A 24,811-nucleotide genomic window follows, 5' to 3' on the forward strand; every position below is an offset into this window, starting at 1 on the left:
ACGCCCCGGATGATGTGGTCGCCCAGTTTGAGGAGGAGACCGGCATCGATGTACAGGTGACCCTCTCCAACAATGAAGACATGATTTCCAAGCTCCGCGCCACAGGCGGGGCGGGGTTTGATCTGGCCGAAATCCGTCTGGATGATGGTGTGCTGGTTCAGGGCAGGGTGGCATCGGACAATCTTCGAACCGGCCATCGGGCCGAACTGTATATCCGGCCCGAATCCCTGGTGCTGTCTGGGGATGCGCTCAGTGCCGGCTTCTCATCGATGCAGGCGAAAGTGCGCACCACCCTGTTCGATGGGGCCAACAGCCGGGTCGAGGCAGAGAACTGTGGGCAACCGGTATACGCCCGCCTGCCTCAGGATGGCTCGGCACCCAGGCTGTCTGCCGACAGTTCAATCCGGCTGGCCTGGAATCCGGCCCTGGCCAGGGTTTTTGGAGCCGAGAGTCTGTGAGGTCGTCGGTCAGTCGATTATCCCTCTGGTTGCTGCTCACTCCGTTCCTGCTCTGGATCGTATTGCTGGTGATCTTGCCCCATCTCCAGATGCTCCGGGTATCGTTCCAGGTCCGGGAAAGCTGGGACACCATTGCCTGGTACATTGCCCGTCTTGCCAGAGGCTGTTCGAAAGGCATTCTGTTTCTGGCCTGCCTGATTCCGTTCTGGGCCAGTGAGTTGGTGCGTACTTACGGTTGGATGATTCTGCTGCGTGAAAGCGGCCTGTTCAGTTCCTGGCTACAGGCACTGGGCTGGGTCGATGGTCCGGTGGAAATGCTCCACAACGACGTTGCGGTCATCATCGGCCTGGTGTACAACGGCCTTCTGTTCATGGCGGTGCCACTGGTGACAACCCTCGATGGCATGGATGAGAACCTGGTCGAAGCCGGCTACGACCTGGGTGGCGGCCACGGCACGGTGCTGCGCGAAATCGTTGTGCCCTGGGGTGTGTTAATGCCGTGTTGTTTGAACGGGTACAGTTTCGGGGCAAGGAAGTCCTGTACCTGCTCATGCTGCTGCCGCTGGTGATTCCCGCCCGCCTGCGCAAGTTCGACCCCCAGCTGGAAGAAGCCGCCCTGAATCTGGGCGCCACGCCTTTGGTGGCCTGGTTTACCGTGACTCTGCCCTGGCTTTTGCCGTCTATTTTCGGAGCCGCCGCCATGGCCTTCCTGATGTCATTTGAAAACTTCAATACCACCGTTATGCTGACAGGTAGTGATACACCGTTGACGGTGGCCCTGTTCAATCGCCTTCGGGAAGGGTCGACGCCCGTGCTCAATGCGGTGGCACTGTTGCTGATGGTGGGCTCTGCGCTATTGGCGCTGCTGGTGATGGGCCGCTCCTCACGTTAACGGTGTTCGCCGCAATCACGGGATAACGCGACCGGATTGGACTGGCAGTCGCCGGGAGGTCTCATGAAGTTTATTTTCGAAGTGCATATCCGGGAAGGCCACACGGCGGAGGAATACGCGGATGCCTGGGTAAGAGCGAGCGAAATTATCCAGCAGGCGCCCGGAGCCCGGGGTACAGAGCTGCACCGCAAGATTGGCGACCCCAACACCCTGATTGCCATCGCCTCCTGGGAGAGCAAGGAACAGCGGGATGCCATGGAAGGGCAGCATAACCCTGAGGTGGCCGCTATCATTCGCAGTGCTGCGCCGTTTGTGGATATCAAACCCATTGGTGAGTTTGAGGACCCGGAATGGGTGGTGAGGCCGCAATGACAGAGAGCGGCAATACCCTTCGTGTTTTCTACGATGGAGCCTGCCCCAGCTGTCGGCGGGACCGGCGCCAGTACGAACGCCTGGCGGGCCGGGCTGCCGATCAGGTTGAGTGGGTGGATATTACGGGTCGGGATGAAGAACTGAAAGCCCGGGGTATCGACCCGGATATGGCGCTCAAGGAGCTGCACGTGGAGGACCAGAACGGCCATATCCACAGTGAGCTGGATGCCTACATCCTGCTGATGTCGCGCGTGCCGTTGCTCAAACCTCTGGCATGGATTATCAGCCTGCCGGTGATCCGGCCCCTGCTCAGCCGGCTTTATCATCGTATGGTGACGAACCGTCTTGAGCGCACCGGTCGGATGCCCTGACAGAGGGCTCCGGATTTCGCAGGGACTGGGCTATAATCTGGGCTAATCGTTACAAAACTCAGGGTTGGGAATACCGCTGGGGTGACTCACCTTTCACCAACGATGGTATCCCGAAGTGGGTGTTGCAGGATGCACCCGAAAAATGGAACAGCATTGGTTTCCCCTCCAATCCACCCGGCCGTGAAGGACGTGAAAACGTCTGGTTCCGGGTCACCCTGCCAACCGGCGAGTGGCAGGAGCCCGTCCTCTACATCTTCAGTGTCGATCTCATTGTTCAGGTCTGGCTCGAGGGTGAAAAAATCTACCAGTACGGAGAGTTCAACGCTGACGGGCGTGGCCGCTTCGAAGGCAGGCCCTGGCATGAAATCGTGCTGCCCGAGAATTACGAAGGCAAACCGGTGTACTTCCGGATCTTCTCCAACTAGACGGATATCGGTCTGTGGGGTGAAGTCTCCATCATGGACCACCCGGATCTGGTGTTATACATCCTCAAGAATTCCCTCGAAGCTCTGGTGATCGCAGGCTTTGCCACGTTGATCGCATTGCTGGCCATCATTTTTGCGCTGCCGCAAACAGAAAAGAAAACCTTTGCAGGTATCTCGCTGTTTACCCTGGCTTCCGCCCCGATGCTGGTCTCGGAAAGCCAGGCCAGTCTGCTGATTGCGTACAAGCCTTTGATGTGGGATTACCTGGCCGCCGGGTCCCGGTCAGTTGGGACATGCTTCTGTTCTCTTTGGCCGTGGTGGTTATTTGGGTGCTGGTGCTGAAAGGGGCGATAGAAACATCGAAAGCGCCACTCTGTGCTTCTGGGTGAACGTGGAGTGGGCCAGCGCGGGCAACCTGACAGAGGGTGTACTCCTGCTGGAGGAGCTGCAGAAGTTTTCCTACGAGGATGCGCTCACCGGGCTCAAGAACCGCCGCTACTTCGATCAGCTTTTCGAGCACGAAAGCGCCGTCGCCCAGCGCAACGACTTGCCGTTATCCCTGCTGATTGTCGATATTGACCACTTCAAGAGATTTAATGATACCCACGGCCACGAAGCCGGGGACAACGCCCTGAAGATAGTTGCAGGCATCCTCCAGAACCAGTTCCGGGAGAGTGATATTGTTTGCCGGTATGGCGGTGAGGAGTTTGTGGTGGTCATGCCGGGGGCAACATCGGAAGCCGCCAGGGACAAGGCAAACCAGCTGTGCGAAGCCGTTGCAGCTTCTGACCCTGGCAGACAAGGCGCTCTATCGCGCCAAGTCAGCCGGTCGTAATCGGGTCGAAGTCTCTGGTTGAACGGTCACACCACAAGAACCGGGCATTTCGCGTGAGATGCTACCCGATGTGAAACACTGCCCAGAAACAGGCCATCCTTGTCACTGTGCGTACCCTTGGTACCGATGACGATCAGGTCCACACCCTTCTCTTTCGCGAACTCCACAATGACTCTTGATGGTTTGCCGGCCTTGACGAAGCCGCGGACGTTTTTGCCGCCGCGCTCCGCAGCCAGTTGTTTCGCGTGATTCACCACATCCTTGGCGTACTCCGAAAGCACTTTATCCGGGATGTCCATTTCAGCCGGCCGTCCGATCGACAGGGATGCCTCAAAGAGGCTGTGATGCTTGTACACGCAAAGCAGGTAGATCTCTGCATCCGTCAGTTCTTGCAGCTCAATAGCCTTGCTCAAGGCCTCGAAGGAGGTCATTGAACCGTCTACTGCCACCAGAATCCGTTTGAACATGTCGCTCTCCTTTGTATTCACCCTCCAGGGTGGTCAGATCACCTGAAGGCCAGGTCGCGCAGGAACAATGCTATTTGCGGGAACGCAATCAAAAGCCCGGCAGCAGCTATCAGCATGAATACGAACGGCGGCGTGCCCCGAATAACCTCCAGGTAGGGGCGCTTGAAAATCGCGATGGCAGTGAAGATGTCACAGCCGAACGGCGGTGTCGCCGAGCCGATGGCCACCTGCAGGGTGATCAGCACACCGACCAGGACCGGGTCCAGGCCTGAAGCCTGGATTGCTGGCGCGAAGATTGGTGTAAGCACCAGAATCACCACGATCGGATCCACGAACATACAGGCAATAAAGAAGGCGACACAGATCGTAATCATCACGCCAACCGGTCCCATGTCGCTGATCCCGACTGAATCGAGAATCGCCTGGGGAATCTGGGCAAAGGATATAATCCAGGAGAAGCCGGTGCCCACGGCGACCAGGATAAACACGACTGCGGTGATCAGGCCGGTGGACTTTGCAATCCGGTAGATGTCAGCAAGCTTCAGTGATCGGAACACCACGAATTCCAGCAGGAAAGCGTAGAGCACGCAGACGGCCGCCGCCTCTGTCGGGCTGAAGATGCCACCGTAGATCCCGCCGACGATAATGACCGGGAAGAACAGTGGCCATAAGGCCTCCCGCATGGCCACGGCTCGCTGGCCCCAGGTGGACTTCTCCTCGGTGGGAAGTTTGTTGACATGGGCGTAGATCAGGCAATAGATCGAGAACATGATCAAAATCATGATGCCAGGCCCGATACCGGCAATGAACAGTTCCGCAATGGAGGTCTCGGAGATAACCCCGTAGATGATGAAACCGATGCTGGGCGGGATCAAAAAGGCAATGTCGCTGGAGTTGATAATCAGTGCCAGCGAAAACGAATCCGAATAGCCGGCTTTCAGCAGTTTTGGCCGCAGGGGGGAGCCAACAGCCACGACCGTGGCCTGGGTAGACCCGGACACAGCACCGAACAGGGTGCATGAAGTGGCGGTGCTGATGGCCAGACCGCCTTTTACGTGGCCGATGAACGCCATGACCATGTTGATCAGCCGGTCAGCGGATTGACCGCGGGTCATGATGTCCGCCGCCAGAATAAACATCGGCACAGCAATCAGTGAGGCGGGCCGGATACCGCCCATCATCTGCTGGACGAAGGTGCCCATCTGGCCGAAGCCATCGAACATCATTACAAAGCCGACCACCGCACCTGTGATCAGCGGAACCATCATCGGGAAGCCCAGCAGCAGCAACCCGATCATGATCAACATCATTATAGTTGCCATGATTTCCTATCCTTCCTTAACGTCAGCTGCAGGGTTCATACTTCCGATTCTGTATCCGCGTAGCCGTCGACAACCCCAGTGGAAAGATAAACATCCTTGCTGGTGAAGTTCTTGATGGCCGTCAGGAGGTACTGAATACCTGTAATGGCAAAACCGATCGGGACCCAGATATAAATCCACCAGATCTCAAAGCCCAGGGCGGGCAGAATACGCCCACGACTGTAAAGAGTTTCGATGTATCCGAAGGAGTGGTAGCAAAGAAAGAACATCACAAGAGACGTGAACAGGGCGATGATGATCATCAAAACCTTGCGGCCCTTGACTGGCAGTGCGTCGTAGATTGCGGACATCCGGATGTGCCTGCCGTGGCGGGCTGCATAGCCAATGCCGGCAAAGGTGATGAGTATAATCAGGATCCGGTTGATTTCACCTGAGAAAAAGAGGCCTTCACCGAATACATACCGCGCAATGACATTCACACAGGTATTGATTGCCATCAGGATGACGCCAGCGGCCAGCATGAACGCCTCGACCTTGGCAATGATTTCATCGATGGTCCCCAGAAATCCGGGCAGGCCGGACTCGTAGGTGCCGGTGTCGTCTTCAAGATCCGGGGAATTCTCGGACATGGGGTCTGCTCCAGAGCATGTCGCTCCCTGCCGGTAGGGAATCCCCGGCGGGGCGGGGTTAGCACAGCTGCCCGCCGGCCAGAGCCGGCGGGAGTGGTTCCACTAGTCTTAATTGTTCTGAACTGCTTCCAGGTCTGCCTTGAACTGGTTCAGCAGTTCTTTGCCACTGTCGCCAGTCATTTCGATGAACTTCTCTTCCACCTGGGGCGCACGGGCCTTGAAGGCTTCGATCTGTTCGTCGTTCAGACGGGTGACGGTGACTTCATCGCTGGCTTTCTGGATCTTGGCCAGGGCTTCGTCAGCCAGACCGTCGATGTGCACAATGATTTCTTCAAAGGCAAAGTCTGCAGCGTCCTGAACCAGTTTCTTGTCGGCGTCAGACAGGCCATTATAGAAATCCTGGTTGGCCATCATGGCAGTGGTGAACCAGCCGTGCTTGGTGAAGACCAGGTTCGGGGACACTTCATAAAGACCGCCGGACTCGATCCAGAAGATCGGGTTTTCCTGCCCCTGGATCATGTTGGTCTGCAGCGCACCATAGACTTCACCCCAGGGCAGCGGGGTCGGTGTCGCGCCGAAGGCAGAATAGGTTTCTGACAGCAGCGGGTTGGTCATGACCCGGATCTTCTTGTTGTTGAAGTCCTCGGGCTGGGTGACCGGCTCATCAACCGTTACAACCATTTCCCCTTCCGGATACATCTTGAGAAGCTCCAGTCCCTTCTCTGCGTAAAGCTCCGGAAAGTCTTCATTGATGGCTTTACTGGTGCGGAAGAATTCGATCACCGTATCCATGTCGGTCGGCATCAGGTAAGGAATAAAGAAGATCTGCGCTTCCGGAATCAGGGAGCCTGTAAAGCCGGGTGACTGGTTAACAAAGTTCAGGATGCCTGCCTGGGTCTGCTCCATGATGTCGTCAGACTCACCCAGCTCGCCGAAACGGTATACCTGCAGGGTGTGGTCAGAGTTGTCCTCAATGTATTCCTTGAACTTGTACGCGAATACGTCCTGAACGTCGCCTTCGTACTCTTCGTGCGCATAGCGCCAGTTAGCGGCGTTTACAGAGTTCGCCATGGTCATCGCAGCGAACGCGAACGCTGAAATTCCGGCCAGTTTCTTGAACTTACTCATGCTGCTCATCGGGTTTTCTCCGTTCGTGTTTTTACCGTAATGTATTGTTACATTAATAAAGACTGGCAAAACAAAGCGGTTTTCGCAAGAAAATGGCCAAAACAATCATTTTAGCAACGGAGGTTTTGTCGGTTTCGCAAGTCCATGAATTCACGGTCGATTCATATCTGAAAGGCAGGTTTGAAGGAATTCGCGGAACTCACTGACGACCCGATCAAGACTGTTTTCCAGTCGGTGCCCATCCGGCAGGACCAGAATCGGAAGGCCCTGATCACGGGCCAGATCAAGCACCGGCGCTACCGCTACCACGTCGTCATCCCAACCATGAATGATCTGACGGTGGTCCGCCTGGATCAGCGGGCTGGATTGGGGATACCGGGCCATCGCCAGGGCTGGCGCCAGCATGAAGCATCCCAGAACAGGCGTTTCCGAGGATGTCTGGGCGCAGACCCAGCCACCCATGCTGGAACCGGCAAGGATGGTGTTTTCCGGCTTGGCATTGCATTCAGCCATTGCCTCGCGCATCTGGGCCAGCCGTGTCGCTGGATCCCGGGTGCTGCTGTGATCAATGGCGTGGGCCTGAATGCCCGGAAAGGTTTCGGCCTCGGCTTTCATGGCCTGGATCTTGGTGCTGCCGGGGCCGCTCTCCAGGCCGTGGGAAAGGAAGACGTGGATCGGGGTGTCTGTCATGATGAATGTTGCTCCGGTGCTGAACGCTTTAATCACCTGAATGATGAGCGGCAGGGCCTGCTCTGTCCACCGTGCTGGCTGAGCCATCGGTCCGGTTGCGGCGTATACATCAACCTAGTTGAACAGGGAATCCGGATCCATGAAACAGGTAAAACGAGGTCTGATAATCACCGCTTTGATTCTCGGTCTTTCAGGAGCGCAGGTGGTCATGGCGGACAGTTGTCCGGCGTTTCTCGATCATGAACAACGCAAGCTTCACTCAACAGACACGGTAAACCTCTGTGATCTCGCGGCTGGCAAACCCATGCTGGTGGTCAACACCGCCAGCCGTTGCGGATACACAGGGCAGTTCGAGGGGCTCGAGGCCCTGCACAAACAGTATTCGGAGAAAGGGCTGGTTGTGGTCGGCTTCGCCAGCGACGATTTCCGGCAGGAGGCAGATTCCGAAGCCGAGGCGGCCACCGTCTGTTTCAAGAACTTCGGAGTGACCTTCACCATGATCGCACCGGGAGCGGTGACCGGGGCCGAGGCCAACCCGGTGTTCCGGGCCATCAATGAGCAGAGCCAACCCCCGCGCTGGAACTTCACCAAGTATGTGATTGACCGTTCCGGCACGGTCGTCGACTCCTTTCCGAGCCGGGTGCGCCCACAGGATCCGGAGCTGATCGACGCGGTGGAATCTGTGCTTTAGGACAATGCCAGCCCGGCATTTCTGGTTTGCGCCAGGATGTCGAGCGCATGCCGGCGCCTCTCGGGGTCGTAGATATCCACCGTGAACATCAGCTCCTCGACCTCAATGTCCGAGAGAATCTGCCGCAGCTGTCTCCCGATCGTTTCGGCATCGCCAAGCAATTGCAGACCCAGAAAATCCTTCACACTGGCTTTCTCGCCCGCGTTCCAGAGCCCGTCCATGCTGTTTACAGGCGGTTTCATCCACAGCGGTTGTCCGCGGAAGAGGGCGAGAATGCGCTGGTAGCTGGTGGTAGCAAGAAACTCTGCCTCCTGAATGGAATCGGCCGGAACGGCTGGCAGGGCAAGCATGGCATAGGGTTGTTCAAGTGTTTCCGAGGGCTGGAAGTTGTCGCGGTAAACTTTGAGCGCTTCCCTGTAGAGCCGGGGTGCGAAATGTCCGGCGAAGGCATAGGGCAGACCGCGCATGGCGGCCAGCTGGGCGCTGTAAAGGCTTGATCCCAGCAGCCAGAGCGGCACATTGGTGCCCGCGCCGGGAATGGCCTTCACGGGCTGTCCTGGCTGCAGGGGGCCAAGCAGGGACTGAAGCCGGGCGACATCCTCAGGAAACTGTTCAGCACCCAGACCGTCGCGCCTCAGGGCCCGCGCGGTCACCGGGTCAGTGCCCGGCGCGCGGCCCAGTCCAAGGTCAATCCGCCCCGGGTACAGACTCTCCAGTGTTCCGAATTGCTCGGCAATGACCAGTGGCGGGTGGTTGGGCAGCATGACACCACCGGAACCGACCCGAATAGACTCTGTTTTACCCGCGATGTGTCCGATCAGGACAGACGTCGCGGAACTGCTGATGCCTTCCATGTTGTGATGCTCGGCCAGCCAGAAGCGCTTGAAACCGAGTTTCTCGGCCCGTTGGGCATAGGCCACGCTGTTGGCAAGCGTGGTGCCTACCGAATCGCCCTCGCGGACGGAGGCCAGTTCGAGCAGCGAGTAATCTGGACAGTCAGGCATGGAGCTCCCGCAGTAAAAGTGGAATTCGAGAGATAGAAAACATGGTGTCTGCCGGCGCCTGTTTCAAGATTAGCCGCGAACGGTGCTATAGATCGATCACAATCGGCGGGTTCAGCGGTTTGAAACTGCCGTTACAGGTGCTGGCGTTTACGCACAGGCAATCGCCAATCTGTTCTTCGCCGTGGCCTTCGTGAATATGGCCAAAGATATGGAGTTTCAGGGACAGTCTTGCGATCCGCTCGGCCAGGGCCTCACAGCCAGGGCGCACGATGCCAGAGGGAGACTCGATTCTGTCGAGAACACCCGCGGGAGGCCCGTGGGTGATCAGGACATCGGTGTCTCCGGGGATGCGGGCCCAGCGCTCGGCAATGGCATCGCCCCGTTCCAGATTGAATGCCCAGTTGAAGAACACTGGCGTCCACGGGCTGCCCCAGAACTTCAGGCCGGCAAGCTCCAACGGGCTGTCCTGCAAATAATGAGCGTTACGCACCAGTTCCCGGGCCTCTGCCGGTTCGTCCTGGAAACACCAGTCGTGGTTTCCGGCAATCAGTATCTTGTTGGTATGGGGCAGCTCCGAGAACCACTGGTCCAGATCCTCGAGTTCGTCCAGTGTGCCAACCCCGAGGGAATCCCCGGCGTGAATCAACAGGTCGCCGTCCGGAACCTGGATCTGGCGGTGCATGCTGTGGGTGTCGGAGATGCAGACAATTCTCATGGTGTTGGCGGTTCCGGTCAGTGACATTCGCGCATTTTTGTTTTGTCTAAGATAGCATTTACCGCCCGTTCAGCCTTCATGCTTTTCGAGTAATGCCATGCGATTGATCCTCAGCCGAAAAGGATTTGATTCTTCTGCCGGTGGATGTCCCAGCCCGGTCCTGCCGGATGGCTCGCTGTGCGTTTTGCCTATTCCTGATACCCGGTCCCGAATCCGCTATGACGATGTGGTTTTCCACAAACGCAGGCTCGGCAAGATTGCCCGGGATCTCACCGGTGGCCGAATCCGGGGTAGTCACGGTGCCCACCTGGATCCGGATCTGATAGCGAGTGCCTACCCCCGCGGAGAAGGCTGGCGACCTCTGCTGGGTCAGACTGGCTCAGCCCAGGGGCACCTTCGCAATCAGGGCGTTGAGCCGGGAGATCTTTTTCTGTTCTTCGGCGTTTTCCGCCACGCCGAAATGCATAACCGGCGCTGGCGTTTTGTGCCCGGAACCCGGCCGTTCCATGCCCTCTGGGGGTGGCTTCATATCGACCGGGTTCATACTGTTGACGAACTGGCTCCGGATGCCCTGCCATGGGCCCGGTATCATCCGCACCGCCACGGTGAGCCGGATCCAGGCAATACGCTCTACACGTCCTCACTGTCGTTTCGATTGGCAGGCGGCGCAGAGGTCTGGTCCGGCAGTGGCGTGTTTCCAGAGCTTCGCGAGGAGCTGGTCCTGACCGACCCCCAGAGCCGTCTGCCCACCCGGTGGCGCCTGCCCGCCGGGTTTTATCCTGGCGATAAACGGCCTCCCCTGAGCTATCACACCAGGCCGGACCGGTGGTGCCTGGAACCGCCCTGGTGCTATCTGTCTTGTGCTGCCAGGGGGCAGGAATTCGTGCTCGATCTCGACGCTTATCCCGAGCTGACGGACTGGCTCACGGGATTGCTCAGAACAGGGTCGCCCACCGAAAACTAACCGTGCTATTGATCTGCCCGGGTGATATTCACCTAAGATAGTAGGAGTTTGAACCTCAGGGAGAGGGCAATGTATCGGTACAGTCTGGGAAACCGGCGATGGCAGTTTGCAACGCTGGCAGAGTTAATGGCGAAGGCAACGCCCGCGCGCTCAGGTGACCGGCTGGCCGGCGTCATCGCCCATACCGCCGAGGAAAGGGTGGTGGCCCAGATGGCTCTGGCCGAGTTGCCCCTGAAGACCTTTCTGACTGAAGCCCTCGTCCCCTACGAGCAGGATGAGGTTACCCGGTTGATTCTCGACGACCACGATGTCGGGGCCTTTGAGCCGGTTTCCCACCTGACCGTGGGCGACTTCCGGAACTGGTTGCTGAGCGATCTGGCCACGCCCGAGATGCTGGTGCGCATCCGCGCCGGGATAACTCCGGAGATGGCGGCGGCTGTGTGCAAGATCATGCGCAACCAGGACCTGATCCTGGTCGCGCAGAAATGCCGGGTGCAAACCGCTTTCCGAAGCACCGTCGGCCTGCCGGGGCGGATGTCGACGCGGCTCCAGCCCAATCATCCCACGGATGATATAACAGGTATTGCCGCCAGCATCCTGGACGGGTTGCTGTATGGCAGCGGCGATGCGGTGATCGGAATCAATCCTGCCACGGACAACGTGGCCCAGAGTGTCCGGCTGCTGCAGTTGATGGATGAGGTGATCCGCAAGTACGAGATTCCCACCCAGTCCTGCGTACTGACCCATGTAACCAATACCCTGGAAGCCATCGAGCACAGGGCTCCGGTGGATCTGGTGTTCCAGTCCATTGGCGGCACCGAAGCCACGAACAGGAGTTTCGGGTTTGATCTGGCCACCCTGGCCGAGGCCCGGGACGCAGCGTTGTCTCTCAACCGCGGCACAGTGGGTAACAACGTGATGTATTTTGAAACCGGCCAGGGCAGCTCGCTGTCGGCCGATGCCCATCACGGTGTCGATCAGCAAACCTGCGAGGCCAGGGCGTACGCCGTGGCCCGCAAATTCGAGCCGCTTCTGGTGAATACCGTGGTCGGGTTTATCGGGCCGGAATACCTGTTTGACGGTAAGGAGATCACGCGGGCCGGGCTGGAGGACCATTTCTGTGGCAAGTTGCTGGGCCTGCCAATGGGGTGTGATATCTGCTACACCAATCATGCCGAGGCCGATCAGAACGACATGGACAACCTGCTGACTTTATTGGGCGTGGCCGGCTGTAATTTCATCATGGGTATACCCGGCTCCGACGACATCATGCTGAACTATCAGACCACCTCGTTTCACGATGCCCTTTACGTTCGCCGGGTGCTCGACAAACGGCCGGCGCCGGAATTCGAACAGTGGCTCACCCGCATGCAGATTTTCCAGGATGGCGAGGGCAAGGTGCCCGCAGACGGATTGCCGGAAGCCTTCCGGAAAAGCCTGGCCAGTTTACCCGGAGGGGGCGGATCATGACTGGCCAAAAGCCATCAGTAATCGCCAACCCCTGGCGCCGGCTCTCGGCCTGGACCGATGCCCGGATTGGTCTTGGCCGGGCCGGCATCAGCCTGCCCACGCATGAGATGCTGGCGTTTCAGCTCGCTCATGCCCAGGCAAGGGATGCGGTCCATCTGCCACTGGATACCTCGGCGTTGATGAAGGACCTGGCCGAACTGACCGAGCGGAGAAAAGCGTTACTGCCCCATGAGCCGGTTCATCTGCAAAGCCAGGCCAGCGACCGGATAACCTACCTGCAACGCCCGGATCTTGGGCGCAGGCTCAGCCAGAAATCCTGTGAGGCGCTGGACCGCCTGGGCCACACCGGTGATTCACCCGTCGATCTGGCCCTCGTGGTCGCAGACGGCTTGTCCTCCTATGGCGTACAGGAAAACGCCGTGGGGTTTCTCGAGGCGCTGCTGGCGAATCTTGAGGCCGATGATCAGACCTGGGAACTGGCGCCCCTGATCGTTGTCTCTCAGGGACGGGTTGCGATTGGTGATGATGTCGGTCACCGGCTTAACGCCCGATGTGTTGTGGTTCTGATTGGTGAGCGCCCCGGCCTGAGTTCTCCGGACAGCCTCGGGCTTTACCTGACCTGGGCACCGGAGCCCGGACTGACTGACGCCAGCCGAAACTGCATATCCAATATCCGCCCGGCGGGGTTGTCGTTCGAAGAGGCGAGCCGGCGGCTCGGGTATTTGCTCAGGGAGGCTCGCCGTCAGGAGGTTTCCGGCGTACCTCTCAAGGATCGCTCGGAAGAGACGGTTATTGATCAGGGTATTGGCAACTTCCTGTTACGCTAGATGAAGCCGTTGAACCATTCAGGGTAGGAGAATTCTCTTGCAGCAAGCCGAGTACTATGAAAACGACACCACACTCGCCCAATACCTGGAATTTCACTTTGGCGAGCGGTGGCACGGAGAGGCCAACTTCCCCAAGGCGCTGGCGGATGCTGCCATGCATGCGATGGATGGCAGGCCCCTGGATCGTGCGCTGGATATTGGTTGTGCCGTGGGCCGCACCAGCCTTGATTTGGCCCGCCATTTCCGGCACGTGGACGGCATTGATTTTTCCAGGGCGTTCGTCAACAAATGCCAGGAAGTCGCTCGCGACAGAAGGGTGCGTTATGCGCGCCCGGAGGAGGGGGAGCTGGTAACCTTTCAGGACCAGTCTCTTGCGTCCCTCGGGCTGGAGGAGGCCGCTGAGCGCGTGTCTTTTCATCAGGGCGACGCCTGCGATCTGCCATCGCAGTTCACCGGGTATGATCTGGTACTCGCAGGCAACCTGATCGACCGGTTGTACCAGCCATCTCTGTTTCTGGAGACCATTCATGAGCGGATTAACGAACTCGGGCTTCTGGTGATTGCCTCACCCTATACCTGGCTGGAAGAGTACACGCCGAAGGAACACTGGGTTGGCGGGTTCAAGAAGAACGGAGAAGATTTCTCGACATTCGACGGCCTCAAGGAGATATTGGCGCCCCATTTCCGGCTGTTGTTCGAACCCTGGAGCCTGCCGTTTGTCATCAGGGAAACGAGAAACAAGTTCCAGCACAGCTTCTCCGAGCTGACCGTCTGGGAGAAAGTAAGCCAGTAAGGATGCGGGAATTTTGAGGATGGCCTGAAGGCTGTCATCAAACTGTCACCGGGAAAGCATAGCCTGAAAACTCATCAGGACGACATGCATTGTGTTGTGCATCGTGTGAATGCTTTAACCGGGGACTTCCCCGGTTTTTTTATGCCTGGATTAAGGGATCTGACAGGATGAGGACCATTGCGTTTTACAGTCTGAAGGGCGGTGTTGGCAAAACCGCCGCCGCCGTGAATATCGCCTATCTGGCCAGCCAGGCCGGCTATCCCACACTGCTCTGGGATCTTGACCCCCAGGGCGCCTCCAGCTGGTATCTGGCCGGGGCTGATGAGGTGAAAGGGCACAAGCTCTCGCACTTGCTCAAAGGCAAGACGCCCATCGCCGACTTTATCCATCAGAGTGAATACGAAAACCTCGACTTCATCCCGTCTCACACCAGTTTCCGCAACCTGGATGTAAAGCTGGATCAGGAGGATGGCAGCAACCTGATCAAACAGTGGCTGGCGCCGCTGTCTGAAGAAACCAGTCTCGTGGTACTGGATTGCCCGCCGTCGCTGTCCCGGCTTTCCGAGCAGGTGCTGAAGGCGGCCGACGAGGTGTTCGTGCCGGTGATTCCCACCTGGCTGTCACTTAACAGCTGGAAACAGCTGCAGGAATTCGCCAGGGACAAGAAGCTGAAGCCATCGAAGCTGCACCCGTTCTATTCCATGGCCGACCGCCGGAAGGGCCTGCACCGGGAACTGATCAATGCCCAGGATGAGATTCTGCCCAAGGGCCTGAAAACGATCATCCCGAACGCCAGTGTGGTGGAAAAGATGGGTGAGGAGGGCACGCCGGTGGAACTGCTGGCGCCCGGCTCGGTGGCCGCCGACGCCTACCGCCGGTTGTGGAAGGAGATCAATCGCCTGCTCTGAGGCCCTCATCGCATGGGCTCAGGATCGGGCGAGCTTGTCCCTCCGCAGGGAGCGCTCCAGTCGGCGGTGGCTCTCACTGCGTTCTGAGAGTACTTGCTGAACGTACTGGATGTGCTTGCCGGCCAGTTCCCGGGCTTCCTCGGCCCTGCCTTCAGAGATGGCTTCGTACAGCATCCGGTGCTGTTCCACCAGACCCTGCCGGGTCTCCGCCTCTCTTCGATACATGCCACCGATGTTGGTAACCACGTTGCTTTTCAGCATGTTGAACAGGTTTCGAATGGTGTGCAGGAGAATCACGTTATGGCTCGCCTCGGCAATCGCCAGGTGGAACCGGGCATCGGCTGCCCCTTCGGCTTCCAGGTCCCGGTTCCTGTCGCTGCCATAGCAGGCTTGCAGTGCCTCGTAAGCGGTTTTCAGGTGAGCCCTGTCGACCTCTGTCGCTCGCAAGGCTGCGTAATAGGCGCAGTCCGCCTCCAGTGTGCGGCGAAATTCCAGTAGATCCCGTTGTGCGTCTGGCCGGTTTTCAAGCAGAGGAATCAGCGGATCGCTGAAACTGCCGCCGAGGGACTCAGTGACATAGTTTCCTCCGCCCTGGCGGCTGATCAGAAGGCCTTTGGCGGTCAGCCGCTGAATGGCCTCCCGCAGGGAAGGGCGGGACACGCCGAACTGCTCCGACAATACCCGTTCCGGGGGCAGCCGCTCGCCCGGTTGCAGGGTGCCTTCCAGAATCATCGTTTCCAGCTGTTCCACGATGGTGTCCGCGAGTCTGCGTGGGGCGATCTGTCCGACGTCCATAAGAACGAATTTCCTGTCCAAGAATTTATTGGTAATACCAATACCACAGGGCGCGATTCAGGCCAAGTCCCGGTGTATCTGCGATGGTTAGACTGAAGTCTGCTGCGGAAAACTTTGACATCAGCAAGCGGTCTCGAATACCTTGGTTATTATTGTATGTCAATTGGTATTACCAATTTTCAGTTTGTCTGTCTGAGACTGTCTTGAGGCGCAATCAATGAGTCAGCTGTTTTACGATGCCGCTCCCAATGCCACCCGGGTATCGCCCGAGCGGGAAGCCGACCGGCATTACCCGGAGAAGCCGGAAGCGGTCACTCTGTTCGGTACCTGCGTGGTGGATCTTTTCTTTCCTGAGGCCGGGCTGGATGCCATTCGCCTGCTGGAGCGGGAAGGTGTTCGCGTGCATTTCCCCCAGGAGCAGAGCTGTTGCGGGCAGCCCGCCTGGACTTCCGGATATCGGGATGAGGCCAAGGCAGTGGCCCGCGCCCAGCTGGATATCCTCGATCAATCGGGTCTGCCGGTCGTGGTGCCGTCCGGCTCCTGTGGCGGGATGTTCCGGCACCATTACCCGGCGTTGTTTGCCGATGAGCCGGACACGCTCAAGCGGGTAGAAGCGCTCGCCGAGCGCACCTTCGAGCTGACCGAGTTCCTGCTTGAAGTCTGCCGGGTGCAGCTGGCAGACCGGGGCGCGCCCAGCAAGATTGCACTGCACACCTCCTGCTCAGCGCGCCGGGAAATGAACACCCACCTCCATGCTCGCGAGCTTCTGCAACAGCTCGAAGCGGTGGAGCGCGTTGATCACGATCATGAAAGCGAATGCTGCGGGTTTGGCGGCACCTTCTCGGTGCGAATGCCGGAAGTTTCAGGGGCCATGGTTAAAGACAAGACCCGTTCGCTGATCGACTCCGGCGCGGTTGAAATGGTGACCGCCGACGGCGGCTGCCTGATGAACATCAACGGGTCGCTGGAGAAACAGAAAGAGAGCTTCCGGGGCCGGCATCTGGCCAGTTTCCTCTGGGAGCGCACCAACGGCGACAACGCAGGGGAGGTGGCATGAGTCAGCGTATTCCGGTTACCGAGCTGACCCCGGACTTCCGGGGCCGCGCCGAAGAGGCCCTTGCGGACGGTCAGCTGCGCAACAATTTCCGTGTGGCCATGGACTCGCTGATGACCAAGCGGGCCAACGCCTTTCCAGATGCCGACGAGCGTGAAGGCCTGAGGGAACTGGGTAACCGGATCAAGGCCGGTGCCCTTTCCCGTCTGCCGGATTTGCTGGAGCAGCTTGAACAGAAGCTGACGGAGAACGGCGTCAAGGTTCACTGGGCGGAGACCGTCGAGGAAGCCAACAGCCTGGTGCATGGCATCATCGAAGCCCGCAAGGGCAGCCAGGTGGTGAAAGGCAAGTCCATGGTCAGCGAAGAAATGGAGATGAACGACTACCTGGCGGAGCGGGGCGTCGAATGCCTGGAATCCGACATGGGGGAATACATTGTTCAGCTCGACAACGAAAAGCCCTCCCACATCATCATGCCGGCGATCCACAAGAACGCGCGGCAGGTGTCCAAGCTGTTCCACGACAAACTGGGCGAGCCGGAGACCGAAGACGTTAACCAACTGATCCAGATTGGTCGCCGGACCCTGCGCCGGAAATTCATGGAAGCGGATGTGGGTGTTTCCGGAGTGAACTTCGCCATCGCCGAAACCGGCACCTTGCTGCTGGTGGAAAACGAAGGCAACGGGCGCATGAGCACGACGGCGCCGCCCGTGCACATTGCGGTAACAGGCATTGAAAAAGTGGTGCCGAACCTGAGGGACGTGGTGCCCCTGGTGTCCCTGCTGACGCGCTCGGCCCTCGGTCAGCCCATTACCACCTACGTGAACCTGATCTCCGGCCCCCGCAAGCCCGACGAGCTGGATGGTCCGGAAGAGGTGCACCTGGTGCTGCTGGATAACGGCCGCACCGGCGCTTTTGCCGATGCCCAGATGCGCCAGACCCTGAACTGCATCCGCTGCGGCGCCTGCATGAATCACTGCCCAGTGTATACCCGGGTGGGCGGCCACACCTACGGTGAGGTCTACCCAGGCCCCATTGGCAAGATCATCACGCCGCACATGGCTGGACTGGACAAGGTGCCGGACCATCCCAGTGCTTCCTCTCTGTGCGGAGCCTGCGGCGAGGTCTGTCCGGTCAAGATTCCCATTCCTGAACTTCTGCAGCGCCTACGTCAGGAGAACGTGAAAAACCCGGAGCAACCGCAGCAGGTGAAAGGTGGCGGCGCCAAATATTCCCGGACGGAACGGTGGATCTGGCGTGGTTGGCAGATGCTGAATACCCGGCCGGCGCTGTATCGCAGTTTTCTCTGGGCAGCGACCCGATTCCGGGTGCTGGCCCCGAAAAAAGCCGGCCCCTGGACCGAGAATCACAGTGCGCCGGTGCCCGCCCGCCGCTCCCTGCATGATCTGGCGGCCCGGCACCTTGACCAGAACGGAGGTCGGCCATCATGAGCGCCCGCGCGAACATCCTTGGCAAATTGAGAAACAGCCTCGCCGGCACGACGCCCCGCCCCGACGAGTTTGATGAGCGGCTTGTTACTGCCCCCTGGCGGTACGCGCCGGAAGACCGGATCGACCGGTTGCGTAGCCTGATGGAAGCGGTCCACACTGAAGTGCATCAGTGCCGGTCTGACAACTGGCCGGAATTGGTGGCCGAACTTCTGAACAAACGCAACCTCACCAACCTGTTGTGCGCCCCGTCGAAAGAACATGGCCGGGCGCTGCAGGCTTACTTCGAGGCCACGGAGCAGAAGGTCGAGTTATTGGCCTACGATCAGCCGGTGGAAGCCTGGAAAGAAGAGCTGTTCTGGAACGTGGAGGCCAGCCTGACCGGCACCCTTGGCGGTATTGCCGCCACCGGCACGCTCGTGCTCTGGCCGGACCGCAATGAACCGCGGCTGATGAGCCTGGTGCCGCCGGTACATATTGCCCTGCTCAAGGCCAGCGAGATTCACGACAATCTGTATGACATGATGGTGGCTCAGGACTGGGCGGCCGGGCTGCCCACAAATGTTCTGCTGGTGTCTGGCCCGTCCAAGACCGCGGACATCGAACAGGTGCTGGCCTATGGCGCCCACGGCCCCCGTGAGCTCATTGTGCTGGTTCTGGAGGACGCATGACTTTTACCCCGGAAGTGTTGGCCGATATCCGGCAACGGATTCCCGAAAACCGGGTCTTTAACGATCCGGTGTCCACCCTTGCGTTCGGAACCGACGCCAGTTTCTACCGCCTGATCCCAAAGGTAGTGGTGCGGGTTCAGGATGAAGCAGAGGTTGTCGATCTGCTGGCCATCGCCCGCCGTCACAAGGTGCCGGTGACCTTCCGGGCCGCCGGTACCAGCCTTTCCGGACAGGCGATCAGTGATTCGATCCTGATTGTTCTGGGCGATCAGTGGAACGGCCACGACATCCGGGAAGAAGGCCGCCAGATTCGTCTGCAACCGGGTGTGATTGGCGCTCAGGCGAATGCCTGGTTAGCACCCAAGGGCTTCAAGATCGGACCGGATCCTGCGTCCATCAACGCCTGCAAGATTGGCGGCATTGTTGCGAACAATGCCAGCGGTATGTGCTGTGGCACCGCCCAGAACAGCTACCACACGCTGGCCGGTATGCGGCTGGTGCTGGCCGACGGGGCAGTGCTGGATACCGAGGATCCGGCAAGCGTTTCGGCGTTTCGCGACAGCCACGGTGATCTGTTGGCGGCCCTGAAAAAGCTGGCTATCAATACCCGGGAGAATCCGGAGCTGGCGGAGCGTATTCGTCATAAATACCGCCTGAAAAACACCACCGGCCTGTCCCTGAACGCCCTGGTGGATTTTACCTGCCCACTCGACATCCTGACGCACCTGATGGTGGGCTCCGAAGGCACGCTGGGTTTCGTCAGCGCGGTAACCTACAACACCGTTCCCGAATACCCTGACAAAGCCACGGCCCTGTTGGTGTTCCGGGATGCGGAGAGCTGCTGCCGGGCAGCGTCGGCACTGCGCTCTCAGCCTGTGGCGGCGGTGGAACTGCTGGATCGACGCAGCCTTCGTTCGGTGCAGGACAAGCCGGGCCTGCCGGACTGGATTCATGATCTGTCGGAAAGCGCCTGCGCGTTGCTGGTGGAGACACGGGCGTCGTCTTCGCAGGTTCTGGATGAGCAGCTGACCCGGATCAGGGCGTGCCTCGCTGAATTCCCGCTGGAGCAGCGGGTGGATTTCACCCGCGACGCCAAAGTGTCTGATCAGCTGTGGGCCATTCGTAAGGGTACCTTCCCTGCCGTGGGGGCAGTCAGACCGAACGGCACCACCGTGATCATCGAGGATGTGACCTTCCCGATTGATCAGCTATCCGAGGGGGTCACCCGCCTCCAGTCGCTGTTCGTCAAGCATGGTTATGACGACGCGATCATCTTTGGCCACGCCCTGGAGGGCAACCTGCACTTTGTATTCCCCCAGGGCTTCGACGACCCTGCGGAAGTCGCTCGCTACGAAGCTTTCATGCAGGATGTGGCACAACTCGTTGCCGTGGAATTCGGCGGTTCTCTGAAAGCGGAACATGGCACCGGTCGTAACATGGCGCCCTTCGTGGAACTGGAATGGGGGCATGATGCCTGGCAGTTGATGTGGCAGATCAAGCGGCTGCTGGACCCTGAGAACCTGCTTAATCCGGACGTGGTGCTCTCGGAAGATCCGCAGATCCACCTCAAGAATCTGAAGCCTCTTCCGGAGGCGGATCCGCTGGTGGACAAGTGCATCGAATGTGGCTTCTGTGAGCCGGTGTGTCCATCTGAAGGGCTGACTCTGTCGCCCCGTCAGCGCATCGTGATCTGGCGGGACATCCAGGCTCGCCGCCGTGCCGGTGACGACACGGCTGAACTGGAGAAGGCCTACCAGTATCACGGTCTGGATACCTGTGCCGCGACCGGTCTCTGTGCCCAGCGATGCCCGGTCGGTATCAATACCGGCGATCTGGTACGCAAGCTGCGCAGTGAAAAGGCCACCGGTCAATCCGTGGCCAATCAGTTGGCAAAGCATTTTGCCGGCGCCTTGAAAGCCACCCGTTTTGTGCTGGCCAGCGCATCAATGGCCGAAAGACTGTTGGGTGCGCCACTGCTGACCCGGCTCAGTGGCGGCGTTCGAAAGGTGTCTGGTGGTCGGGTCGCCCAGTGGGATCCGAGTCTGCCCCAGCCGGTGCGGTTTGTTTCACCGAACGCGCCGGGACCGTCCGATGGCCGGCCCCGGGTGGTGTATCTGGCGGCCTGTGTGTCCCGGACCATGGGTCCGGCGCGGGGCGATAAGGAGCAGGAACCGCTGATCGAAGTGACCCGGCGGCTGCTGGAGAAGGGCGGTTACCAGGTGATGTATCCGGAGGCCCTGGACAGCTTGTGTTGTGGCCAGCCATTTGCCTCCAAGGGCTATCCGGACCAGGCGGCGACCAAGAAAGATGAGCTGATTTCGGCGCTGTTGCGGGCCAGCCGGAATGGCGTTGATCCGATCTACTGCGACACCAGCCCCTGCACACTGCAGATCCGCGAAGCCGCCGAAGAAGCCGGCCTGACGCTGTTTGATCCTGTCCGGTTCATTCGGGATCATCTCTACGAGCGTCTGGACTTCGAGCCGGAGCAGACCCCGCTGGCGGTGCACGTCACCTGCAGCACCCAGCACCTTGGGGAGTCGCAGGGACTGATCGATATCGCCCGGCGGTGCAGCACCCAGGTGGTGGTGCCCGAGGGTATCCACTGCTGTGGCTTTGCCGGCGACAAGGGTTTCAATGTGCCCGAGCTGAATGCCCATTCTCTGAAGACACTGGCAGAGCAGACGGCCGGCTGCGAGGAAGGAATATCCACCAGCCGAACCTGCGAAATCGGGCTCAGCCGGCACAGCGGTATCGACTATCACGGCCTCGTGTATCTGGTTGACCGGGTCACGAGGCCGCGAGCAACGACCTAGCGGTTATTTCATCTCGAAGCCGCATTTGCGCAGGAAGTCGCGCATGTGCGGTCGCAGTTTCGAGGTGAACAGCGGCTTGAGCTGCTCGGACCAGGTAGTGTCCTTGTTGCCACCGGTGCGTTCCCGATAGTACTCGTTCATGGTGCGATCGAACCCGGCGACCAGCTCCTCGTCCCGTGCATCGGAATAGTAATCTTCCCTGAGAATCGCCTCCACCGGCAGGCGTGGCTTCACCTCCGGGTTCTGGTCCGGGTAGCCCAGGCACATACCGAACACCGGATAGACATGTTCGGGAAGCCGGAGAATTTCGCTAATGTCCGCGGGGTTGTTGCGTATGCCCCCGATATAGCACAGACCCAGCCCCTCTGATTCCGCGGCGATGGCCACGTTCTGGGCCATCAGGCTGGTGTCGATGGTGGCAACCAGAAGCTGCTCAGTCATCCCCCGCACCACGTCTGCCCCGGCCCGTCCGGCGGCATCGGTAGAGCGCCGCATGTCGGCACAGAACACCAGAAAGTCCGAGCAATCGGCGATGTAGTCCTGTCCGCCCGCGAGTTCGGCGATTTTCCGGCGGTTGTCCGGATCAATCACGTGAATGATTGAATACGCCTGCACGTGGTTCGAGGTGGCGGCGCACTGGCCGGCGCGGATCAACTCCCGGAGCAGGTCCTCGGGAATTTTCTTGCCGGTAAATTTGCGTATCGAACGATGGGATTTCAGAAGGTCTATGGTCGGATTCATGGGATCTCGCAGTGAGTGCATGGATGTCGAGTCAATCTGTGACAATTATCATACCAAACGCTACATGGCACGTGCGCAGGCCTGGGCGGGAAGCTGATACCCTGACGAATCCCATTGTATAGCCTGGAACGCTGTGCCTTTATGGATCTGAACATGCACCTGCCAACGCTGCTGGTCACTTCGATTATGATTAACCTCCTGATCGGCGGCATGCTCTGGGCAATCTACCATCTTCGCCACCGTGAACGTTGTTTCCTGCTCTGGGCACTGGCCTGTCTTACTTTTGTGGCGGGCACGGCGTTAGCGGTAGTTAATGAGATAACCGAAGCGCCCGGGCTCATGCAGTTTACGGTTCATCTGGCGCTTGGCGGGTCTCCCTTGTTGCTCCTCGCAGGGATACATGCCCTGATGCAGTTGCCCATGGCTGGCACCCGAGGTTCCTCCCGTTTTTTGTACGGAGCGTCTCTACTCTATCTGTTCGGTTTGGTTGTGAGTACAGGATGGGATCCGGTGGCTGCCAGATTCCTGACGGCACTGTTCTCGGCACTGGTCTTTAGCCTGGCGATCTATCGTCTGGCTTACATTGAACGCAAACCGCGGCTGCCGCTGCGGATCCTGCAAACGCTGTTCGGCATCCACGGTACCCTCATGATGGCCCAGGTACTGGTGATTGCGGTCTCCGTGACAGGAAGTGCCCCGCTGGATCTGCACGGGCTGCTGAAACTGATTCTGGTGAACCACCTGTTGCTGGTGAGCGCGACGGCCATGGCGCTTCCGTTGCTGGCATTTACCCGTGCCGAACAGGCCCTGGTCGCGCTGGCAGAGCGGGACGGCCTTACTCAACTGTTCAATCGACGGGCCTTTTACCGGGAGGGTAATCTGGCGTTTGAAAAGGCGCGGGAAGACCGCTCACTGATCACCGTTCTCATGATCGACCTCGATCACTTCAAGCAGATCAACGACCGCTGGGGGCACGCCACTGGCGACGAGGTACTGAGAATTGTGGCGAACCTGATGAAAGCGGAACTCCGGGATGATGACATCATTGGCCGTGTTGGCGGGGAAGAATTTGCGGCCGTGCTTCGTAATAACAACCGCGAGGCGATTGAAGCTGTAACCGGGCGGCTGTTACAGCGCATTGTTGAGGCCGGTCGCGAGGTTGACGGTGTTCCGGTTCATCTGTCGGCAAGCATCGGAGGCGCCTCTCTTGCTCTCGAACATGCTGCCTTCTCAGACGTGATGGCTTCCGCGGACAGGGCGCTTTATCAGGCCAAGGACAATGGCCGCAATCGGGCCGAATTCGTAACGGCGTCAGCAGCCGCGAAATACTGACGCCCTTTTGGCCAGAAACGCCGACACGCCCTCGGCAAAATCCTCGGTTCCGGTCATTTCAAGGAAGGCCGCGCGCTCTGCCTCCAGATGGGCGGCCAACCGGTCACCGTTGGCAAGATCGATCAGTCGGCGAAAGGCACCGAAGGCCCGAGTCGGTCCCTTGGCGACTTTTTCGATCATCCGGTTCACCCGGCTCTCGAATTCGCTGGCCGGGACGACCTCGTTGACCATTCCCCAGTCTTTTGCTTCGCCGGCATTCAAGGTGCGTCCCAGCAACATCAGCTCCGCCGCGCGACCAGCGCCCAACTTGTGGGCCAGGGCCCAACTGCCGCCGCAATCCGGAACCGCGCCAATACCGTTGTAGGCGACCAGAAATTTCGCGTCTTCCTCGGCGATCACCAGATCGGCCATCAGCGTGAGACTGAGCCCTGCGCCGGCGGCGACGCCCCTGACCGCAGCGATAACCGGTGCGTCCATGCTGCGAAGTAGCAGGATGGCGGGATTCACGGCATCCAGGATCGCGCCTATCGCTTTGCCTGCCTGCGCTGACGTTCCGGCCATGCTCGACACGTCTCCGCCGGCCATGAACGCTCGCCCTGCGCCTGCCAGGACAATGCACCGAACGCCGGAAAGGTTATTGATATGCTCGACTGCCGCAAGAAAGGCCTCTGCGAGGGCCACGTTAATGGCGTTCAGGGCTTCGGGGCGATTAAAGGTCAACCTGGCTACCCCTGTTCCGGCATCAAAAGCGGTGGTTACCAGCGTGTCTGTCATGATGAATCGCCCTCCCTGTTCGGCAGGTCTGAAGATCAGAAACCTGCGTAATGATGATGGTTGTCGTTCGGGTATCAGGATAGAGCGGTTTGCCTAATGTTGCCTGAATGGACTACTTTAAATCTGGATCGGGGTTAACCCCGACGACAAGAAAAAACAAAAATTACAATCATCTTCGGGCGTAAGATGGGTATCGGCAGGGCGTGTTCACGTGCCTGAGTA

Annotated in this window: 29 protein-coding genes; 19 read left to right on the forward strand and 10 right to left on the reverse strand. The window is 59.1% G+C overall.

What is annotated here, in order from left to right; all coding sequences use genetic code 11:
- The first annotated feature begins 14 nt into the window (after window positions 1-14).
- The 8 genes from MDHKLMBL_RS07540 to MDHKLMBL_RS21160 all read left to right on the forward strand — a co-directional run bounded on the left by MDHKLMBL_RS07540 (window position 15) and on the right by MDHKLMBL_RS21160 (window position 3,353).
- A complete protein-coding gene (locus MDHKLMBL_RS07540) occupies window positions 15-458 on the forward strand; it encodes a TOBE domain-containing protein (protein ID WP_053113792.1) in 444 nt (147 codons plus the stop codon).
- Window positions 455-1,027, forward strand: a complete 573-nt coding sequence (locus MDHKLMBL_RS07545) for an ABC transporter permease (RefSeq protein WP_241956192.1) — start codon at window positions 455-457, stop codon at window positions 1,025-1,027. Before MDHKLMBL_RS07540 ends, MDHKLMBL_RS07545 begins: the two co-directional genes overlap by 4 nt.
- Window positions 1,009-1,350 (forward strand): ABC transporter permease, encoded by a 342-nt coding sequence (locus MDHKLMBL_RS07550; RefSeq protein ID WP_227507867.1) that lies wholly within the window; start codon window positions 1,009-1,011, stop codon window positions 1,348-1,350. The genes MDHKLMBL_RS07545 and MDHKLMBL_RS07550 overlap by 19 nt, the downstream gene beginning before the upstream one ends.
- A gap of 63 nt (window positions 1,351-1,413) precedes the next feature.
- On the forward strand, window positions 1,414-1,722 hold the full coding sequence (locus MDHKLMBL_RS07555; RefSeq protein WP_053113794.1) for an antibiotic biosynthesis monooxygenase family protein: 309 nt from the start codon (window positions 1,414-1,416) through the stop codon (window positions 1,720-1,722).
- Entirely contained in the window at window positions 1,701-2,093 is a 393-nt protein-coding gene (locus MDHKLMBL_RS07560; RefSeq protein WP_227507868.1) for a thiol-disulfide oxidoreductase DCC family protein, read from the forward strand. The genes MDHKLMBL_RS07555 and MDHKLMBL_RS07560 overlap by 22 nt, the downstream gene beginning before the upstream one ends.
- Window positions 2,094-2,215: 122 nt before the next feature.
- Complete coding sequence (locus tag MDHKLMBL_RS21150) at window positions 2,216-2,518, forward strand: hypothetical protein (RefSeq protein ID WP_053113798.1); 303 nt, start codon at window positions 2,216-2,218, stop codon at window positions 2,516-2,518.
- 33 nt (window positions 2,519-2,551) lie between these two features.
- Window positions 2,552-2,860 carry a hypothetical protein gene (locus MDHKLMBL_RS21155; protein WP_241956193.1) on the forward strand — a complete coding sequence of 103 codons (309 nt, stop codon included), beginning with the start codon at window positions 2,552-2,554 and terminating at the stop codon, window positions 2,858-2,860.
- Window positions 2,844-3,353, forward strand: a complete 510-nt coding sequence (locus MDHKLMBL_RS21160) for a GGDEF domain-containing protein (protein WP_241956194.1) — start codon at window positions 2,844-2,846, stop codon at window positions 3,351-3,353. Before MDHKLMBL_RS21155 ends, MDHKLMBL_RS21160 begins: the two co-directional genes overlap by 17 nt.
- Window positions 3,354-3,379: 26 nt before the next feature.
- On the opposite strand, the gene MDHKLMBL_RS07570 is transcribed toward MDHKLMBL_RS21160, so the two are convergent.
- The 5 genes from MDHKLMBL_RS07570 to MDHKLMBL_RS07590 form a co-directional block, all read right to left on the reverse strand.
- A complete protein-coding gene (locus tag MDHKLMBL_RS07570; protein WP_014579184.1) occupies window positions 3,380-3,820 on the reverse strand; it encodes a universal stress protein in 441 nt (146 codons plus the stop codon).
- A gap of 38 nt (window positions 3,821-3,858) precedes the next feature.
- Window positions 3,859-5,142 carry a TRAP transporter large permease gene (locus tag MDHKLMBL_RS07575; protein ID WP_104270497.1) on the reverse strand — a complete coding sequence of 428 codons (1,284 nt, stop codon included), beginning with the start codon at window positions 5,140-5,142 and terminating at the stop codon, window positions 3,859-3,861.
- Window positions 5,143-5,177: 35 nt separating this feature from the next.
- Window positions 5,178-5,771, reverse strand: coding sequence for a TRAP transporter small permease (locus MDHKLMBL_RS07580; protein ID WP_008177210.1), 594 nt, complete (start codon window positions 5,769-5,771; stop codon window positions 5,178-5,180).
- 108 nt (window positions 5,772-5,879) lie between these two features.
- On the reverse strand, window positions 5,880-6,908 hold the full coding sequence (locus MDHKLMBL_RS07585; protein WP_053113805.1) for a TRAP transporter substrate-binding protein: 1,029 nt from the start codon (window positions 6,906-6,908) through the stop codon (window positions 5,880-5,882).
- 141 nt (window positions 6,909-7,049) lie between these two features.
- The gene (locus MDHKLMBL_RS07590) at window positions 7,050-7,589 is read right to left on the reverse strand and encodes a YqiA/YcfP family alpha/beta fold hydrolase (RefSeq protein ID WP_425269228.1); all 540 of its coding nucleotides are present in this window, start codon (window positions 7,587-7,589) and stop codon (window positions 7,050-7,052) included.
- A 139-nt stretch (window positions 7,590-7,728) separates the two neighbouring features.
- On the opposite strand from MDHKLMBL_RS07590, the gene MDHKLMBL_RS07595 reads away from it, so the two are divergent.
- A complete protein-coding gene (locus MDHKLMBL_RS07595) occupies window positions 7,729-8,280 on the forward strand; it encodes a glutathione peroxidase (RefSeq protein WP_041645966.1) in 552 nt (183 codons plus the stop codon).
- On the opposite strand, the gene MDHKLMBL_RS07600 is transcribed toward MDHKLMBL_RS07595, so the two are convergent.
- Together MDHKLMBL_RS07600 and MDHKLMBL_RS07605 are read right to left on the reverse strand one after the other, a co-directional pair.
- A complete protein-coding gene (locus MDHKLMBL_RS07600) occupies window positions 8,277-9,284 on the reverse strand; it encodes an LLM class flavin-dependent oxidoreductase (protein ID WP_062783072.1) in 1,008 nt (335 codons plus the stop codon). The two genes, MDHKLMBL_RS07595 and MDHKLMBL_RS07600, sit on opposite strands and share 4 nt — an antisense overlap.
- Before the next feature lie 85 nt (window positions 9,285-9,369).
- Window positions 9,370-10,026 (reverse strand): metallophosphatase domain-containing protein, encoded by a 657-nt coding sequence (locus tag MDHKLMBL_RS07605; RefSeq protein ID WP_092031176.1) that lies wholly within the window; start codon window positions 10,024-10,026, stop codon window positions 9,370-9,372.
- Window positions 10,027-10,096: 70 nt separating this feature from the next.
- Between MDHKLMBL_RS07605 and MDHKLMBL_RS20885 the strand changes: the two genes are divergently transcribed.
- The 5 genes from MDHKLMBL_RS20885 to MDHKLMBL_RS07635 all read left to right on the forward strand — a co-directional run bounded on the left by MDHKLMBL_RS20885 (window position 10,097) and on the right by MDHKLMBL_RS07635 (window position 14,961).
- Window positions 10,097-10,963, forward strand: coding sequence for an Nmad3 family putative nucleotide modification protein (locus MDHKLMBL_RS20885; protein WP_158254277.1), 867 nt, complete (start codon window positions 10,097-10,099; stop codon window positions 10,961-10,963).
- Window positions 10,964-11,032: 69 nt separating this feature from the next.
- Window positions 11,033-12,433, forward strand: coding sequence for an ethanolamine ammonia-lyase subunit EutB (locus tag MDHKLMBL_RS07620; RefSeq protein WP_104270498.1), 1,401 nt, complete (start codon window positions 11,033-11,035; stop codon window positions 12,431-12,433).
- Entirely contained in the window at window positions 12,430-13,260 is an 831-nt protein-coding gene (gene eutC, locus MDHKLMBL_RS07625; protein ID WP_104270499.1) for an ethanolamine ammonia-lyase subunit EutC, read from the forward strand. The genes MDHKLMBL_RS07620 and eutC overlap by 4 nt, the downstream gene beginning before the upstream one ends.
- A 37-nt stretch (window positions 13,261-13,297) precedes the next feature.
- The gene (locus MDHKLMBL_RS07630; protein ID WP_104270500.1) at window positions 13,298-14,053 is read left to right on the forward strand and encodes a putative 4-mercaptohistidine N1-methyltransferase; all 756 of its coding nucleotides are present in this window, start codon (window positions 13,298-13,300) and stop codon (window positions 14,051-14,053) included.
- Between the two features lie 167 nt (window positions 14,054-14,220).
- Entirely contained in the window at window positions 14,221-14,961 is a 741-nt protein-coding gene (locus MDHKLMBL_RS07635; RefSeq protein ID WP_008177229.1) for a ParA family protein, read from the forward strand.
- Between the two features lie 18 nt (window positions 14,962-14,979).
- On the opposite strand, the gene MDHKLMBL_RS07640 is transcribed toward MDHKLMBL_RS07635, so the two are convergent.
- Complete coding sequence (locus tag MDHKLMBL_RS07640; RefSeq protein ID WP_041645971.1) at window positions 14,980-15,756, reverse strand: GntR family transcriptional regulator; 777 nt, start codon at window positions 15,754-15,756, stop codon at window positions 14,980-14,982.
- A 217-nt stretch (window positions 15,757-15,973) separates the two neighbouring features.
- Between MDHKLMBL_RS07640 and MDHKLMBL_RS07645 the strand changes: the two genes are divergently transcribed.
- The 4 genes from MDHKLMBL_RS07645 to MDHKLMBL_RS07660 are packed head-to-tail and all read left to right on the forward strand — an operon-like array spanning window position 15,974 to window position 21,742.
- Window positions 15,974-16,813: a (Fe-S)-binding protein gene (locus MDHKLMBL_RS07645; RefSeq protein ID WP_104270501.1), complete on the forward strand. Its 840-nt coding sequence runs from the start codon at window positions 15,974-15,976 to the stop codon at window positions 16,811-16,813.
- Window positions 16,810-18,261 carry a LutB/LldF family L-lactate oxidation iron-sulfur protein gene (locus tag MDHKLMBL_RS07650; protein ID WP_104270502.1) on the forward strand — a complete coding sequence of 484 codons (1,452 nt, stop codon included), beginning with the start codon at window positions 16,810-16,812 and terminating at the stop codon, window positions 18,259-18,261. The genes MDHKLMBL_RS07645 and MDHKLMBL_RS07650 overlap by 4 nt, the downstream gene beginning before the upstream one ends.
- Window positions 18,258-18,929 (forward strand): LutC/YkgG family protein, encoded by a 672-nt coding sequence (locus MDHKLMBL_RS07655; RefSeq protein ID WP_104270503.1) that lies wholly within the window; start codon window positions 18,258-18,260, stop codon window positions 18,927-18,929. Before MDHKLMBL_RS07650 ends, MDHKLMBL_RS07655 begins: the two co-directional genes overlap by 4 nt.
- Entirely contained in the window at window positions 18,926-21,742 is a 2,817-nt protein-coding gene (locus MDHKLMBL_RS07660) for an FAD-binding and (Fe-S)-binding domain-containing protein (protein ID WP_104270504.1), read from the forward strand. The genes MDHKLMBL_RS07655 and MDHKLMBL_RS07660 overlap by 4 nt, the downstream gene beginning before the upstream one ends.
- Before the next feature lie 3 nt (window positions 21,743-21,745).
- Here MDHKLMBL_RS07660 and nfsA read toward each other — a convergent pair whose 3' ends face one another.
- Window positions 21,746-22,483 (reverse strand): oxygen-insensitive NADPH nitroreductase, encoded by a 738-nt coding sequence (gene nfsA / locus MDHKLMBL_RS07665; RefSeq protein WP_053113821.1) that lies wholly within the window; start codon window positions 22,481-22,483, stop codon window positions 21,746-21,748.
- Window positions 22,484-22,624: 141 nt separating this feature from the next.
- On the opposite strand from nfsA, the gene MDHKLMBL_RS07670 reads away from it, so the two are divergent.
- Window positions 22,625-23,815: a GGDEF domain-containing protein gene (locus MDHKLMBL_RS07670; protein WP_104270505.1), complete on the forward strand. Its 1,191-nt coding sequence runs from the start codon at window positions 22,625-22,627 to the stop codon at window positions 23,813-23,815.
- Here MDHKLMBL_RS07670 and MDHKLMBL_RS07675 read toward each other — a convergent pair.
- A complete protein-coding gene (locus MDHKLMBL_RS07675; RefSeq protein ID WP_104270506.1) occupies window positions 23,795-24,589 on the reverse strand; it encodes an enoyl-CoA hydratase/isomerase family protein in 795 nt (264 codons plus the stop codon). The genes MDHKLMBL_RS07670 and MDHKLMBL_RS07675 overlap by 21 nt on opposite strands.
- Between the last annotated feature and the right edge of the window lie 222 nt (window positions 24,590-24,811).

This window comes from Marinobacter flavimaris (assembly GCF_002933295.1).
Taxonomy (GTDB): domain Bacteria; phylum Pseudomonadota; class Gammaproteobacteria; order Pseudomonadales; family Oleiphilaceae; genus Marinobacter; species Marinobacter flavimaris.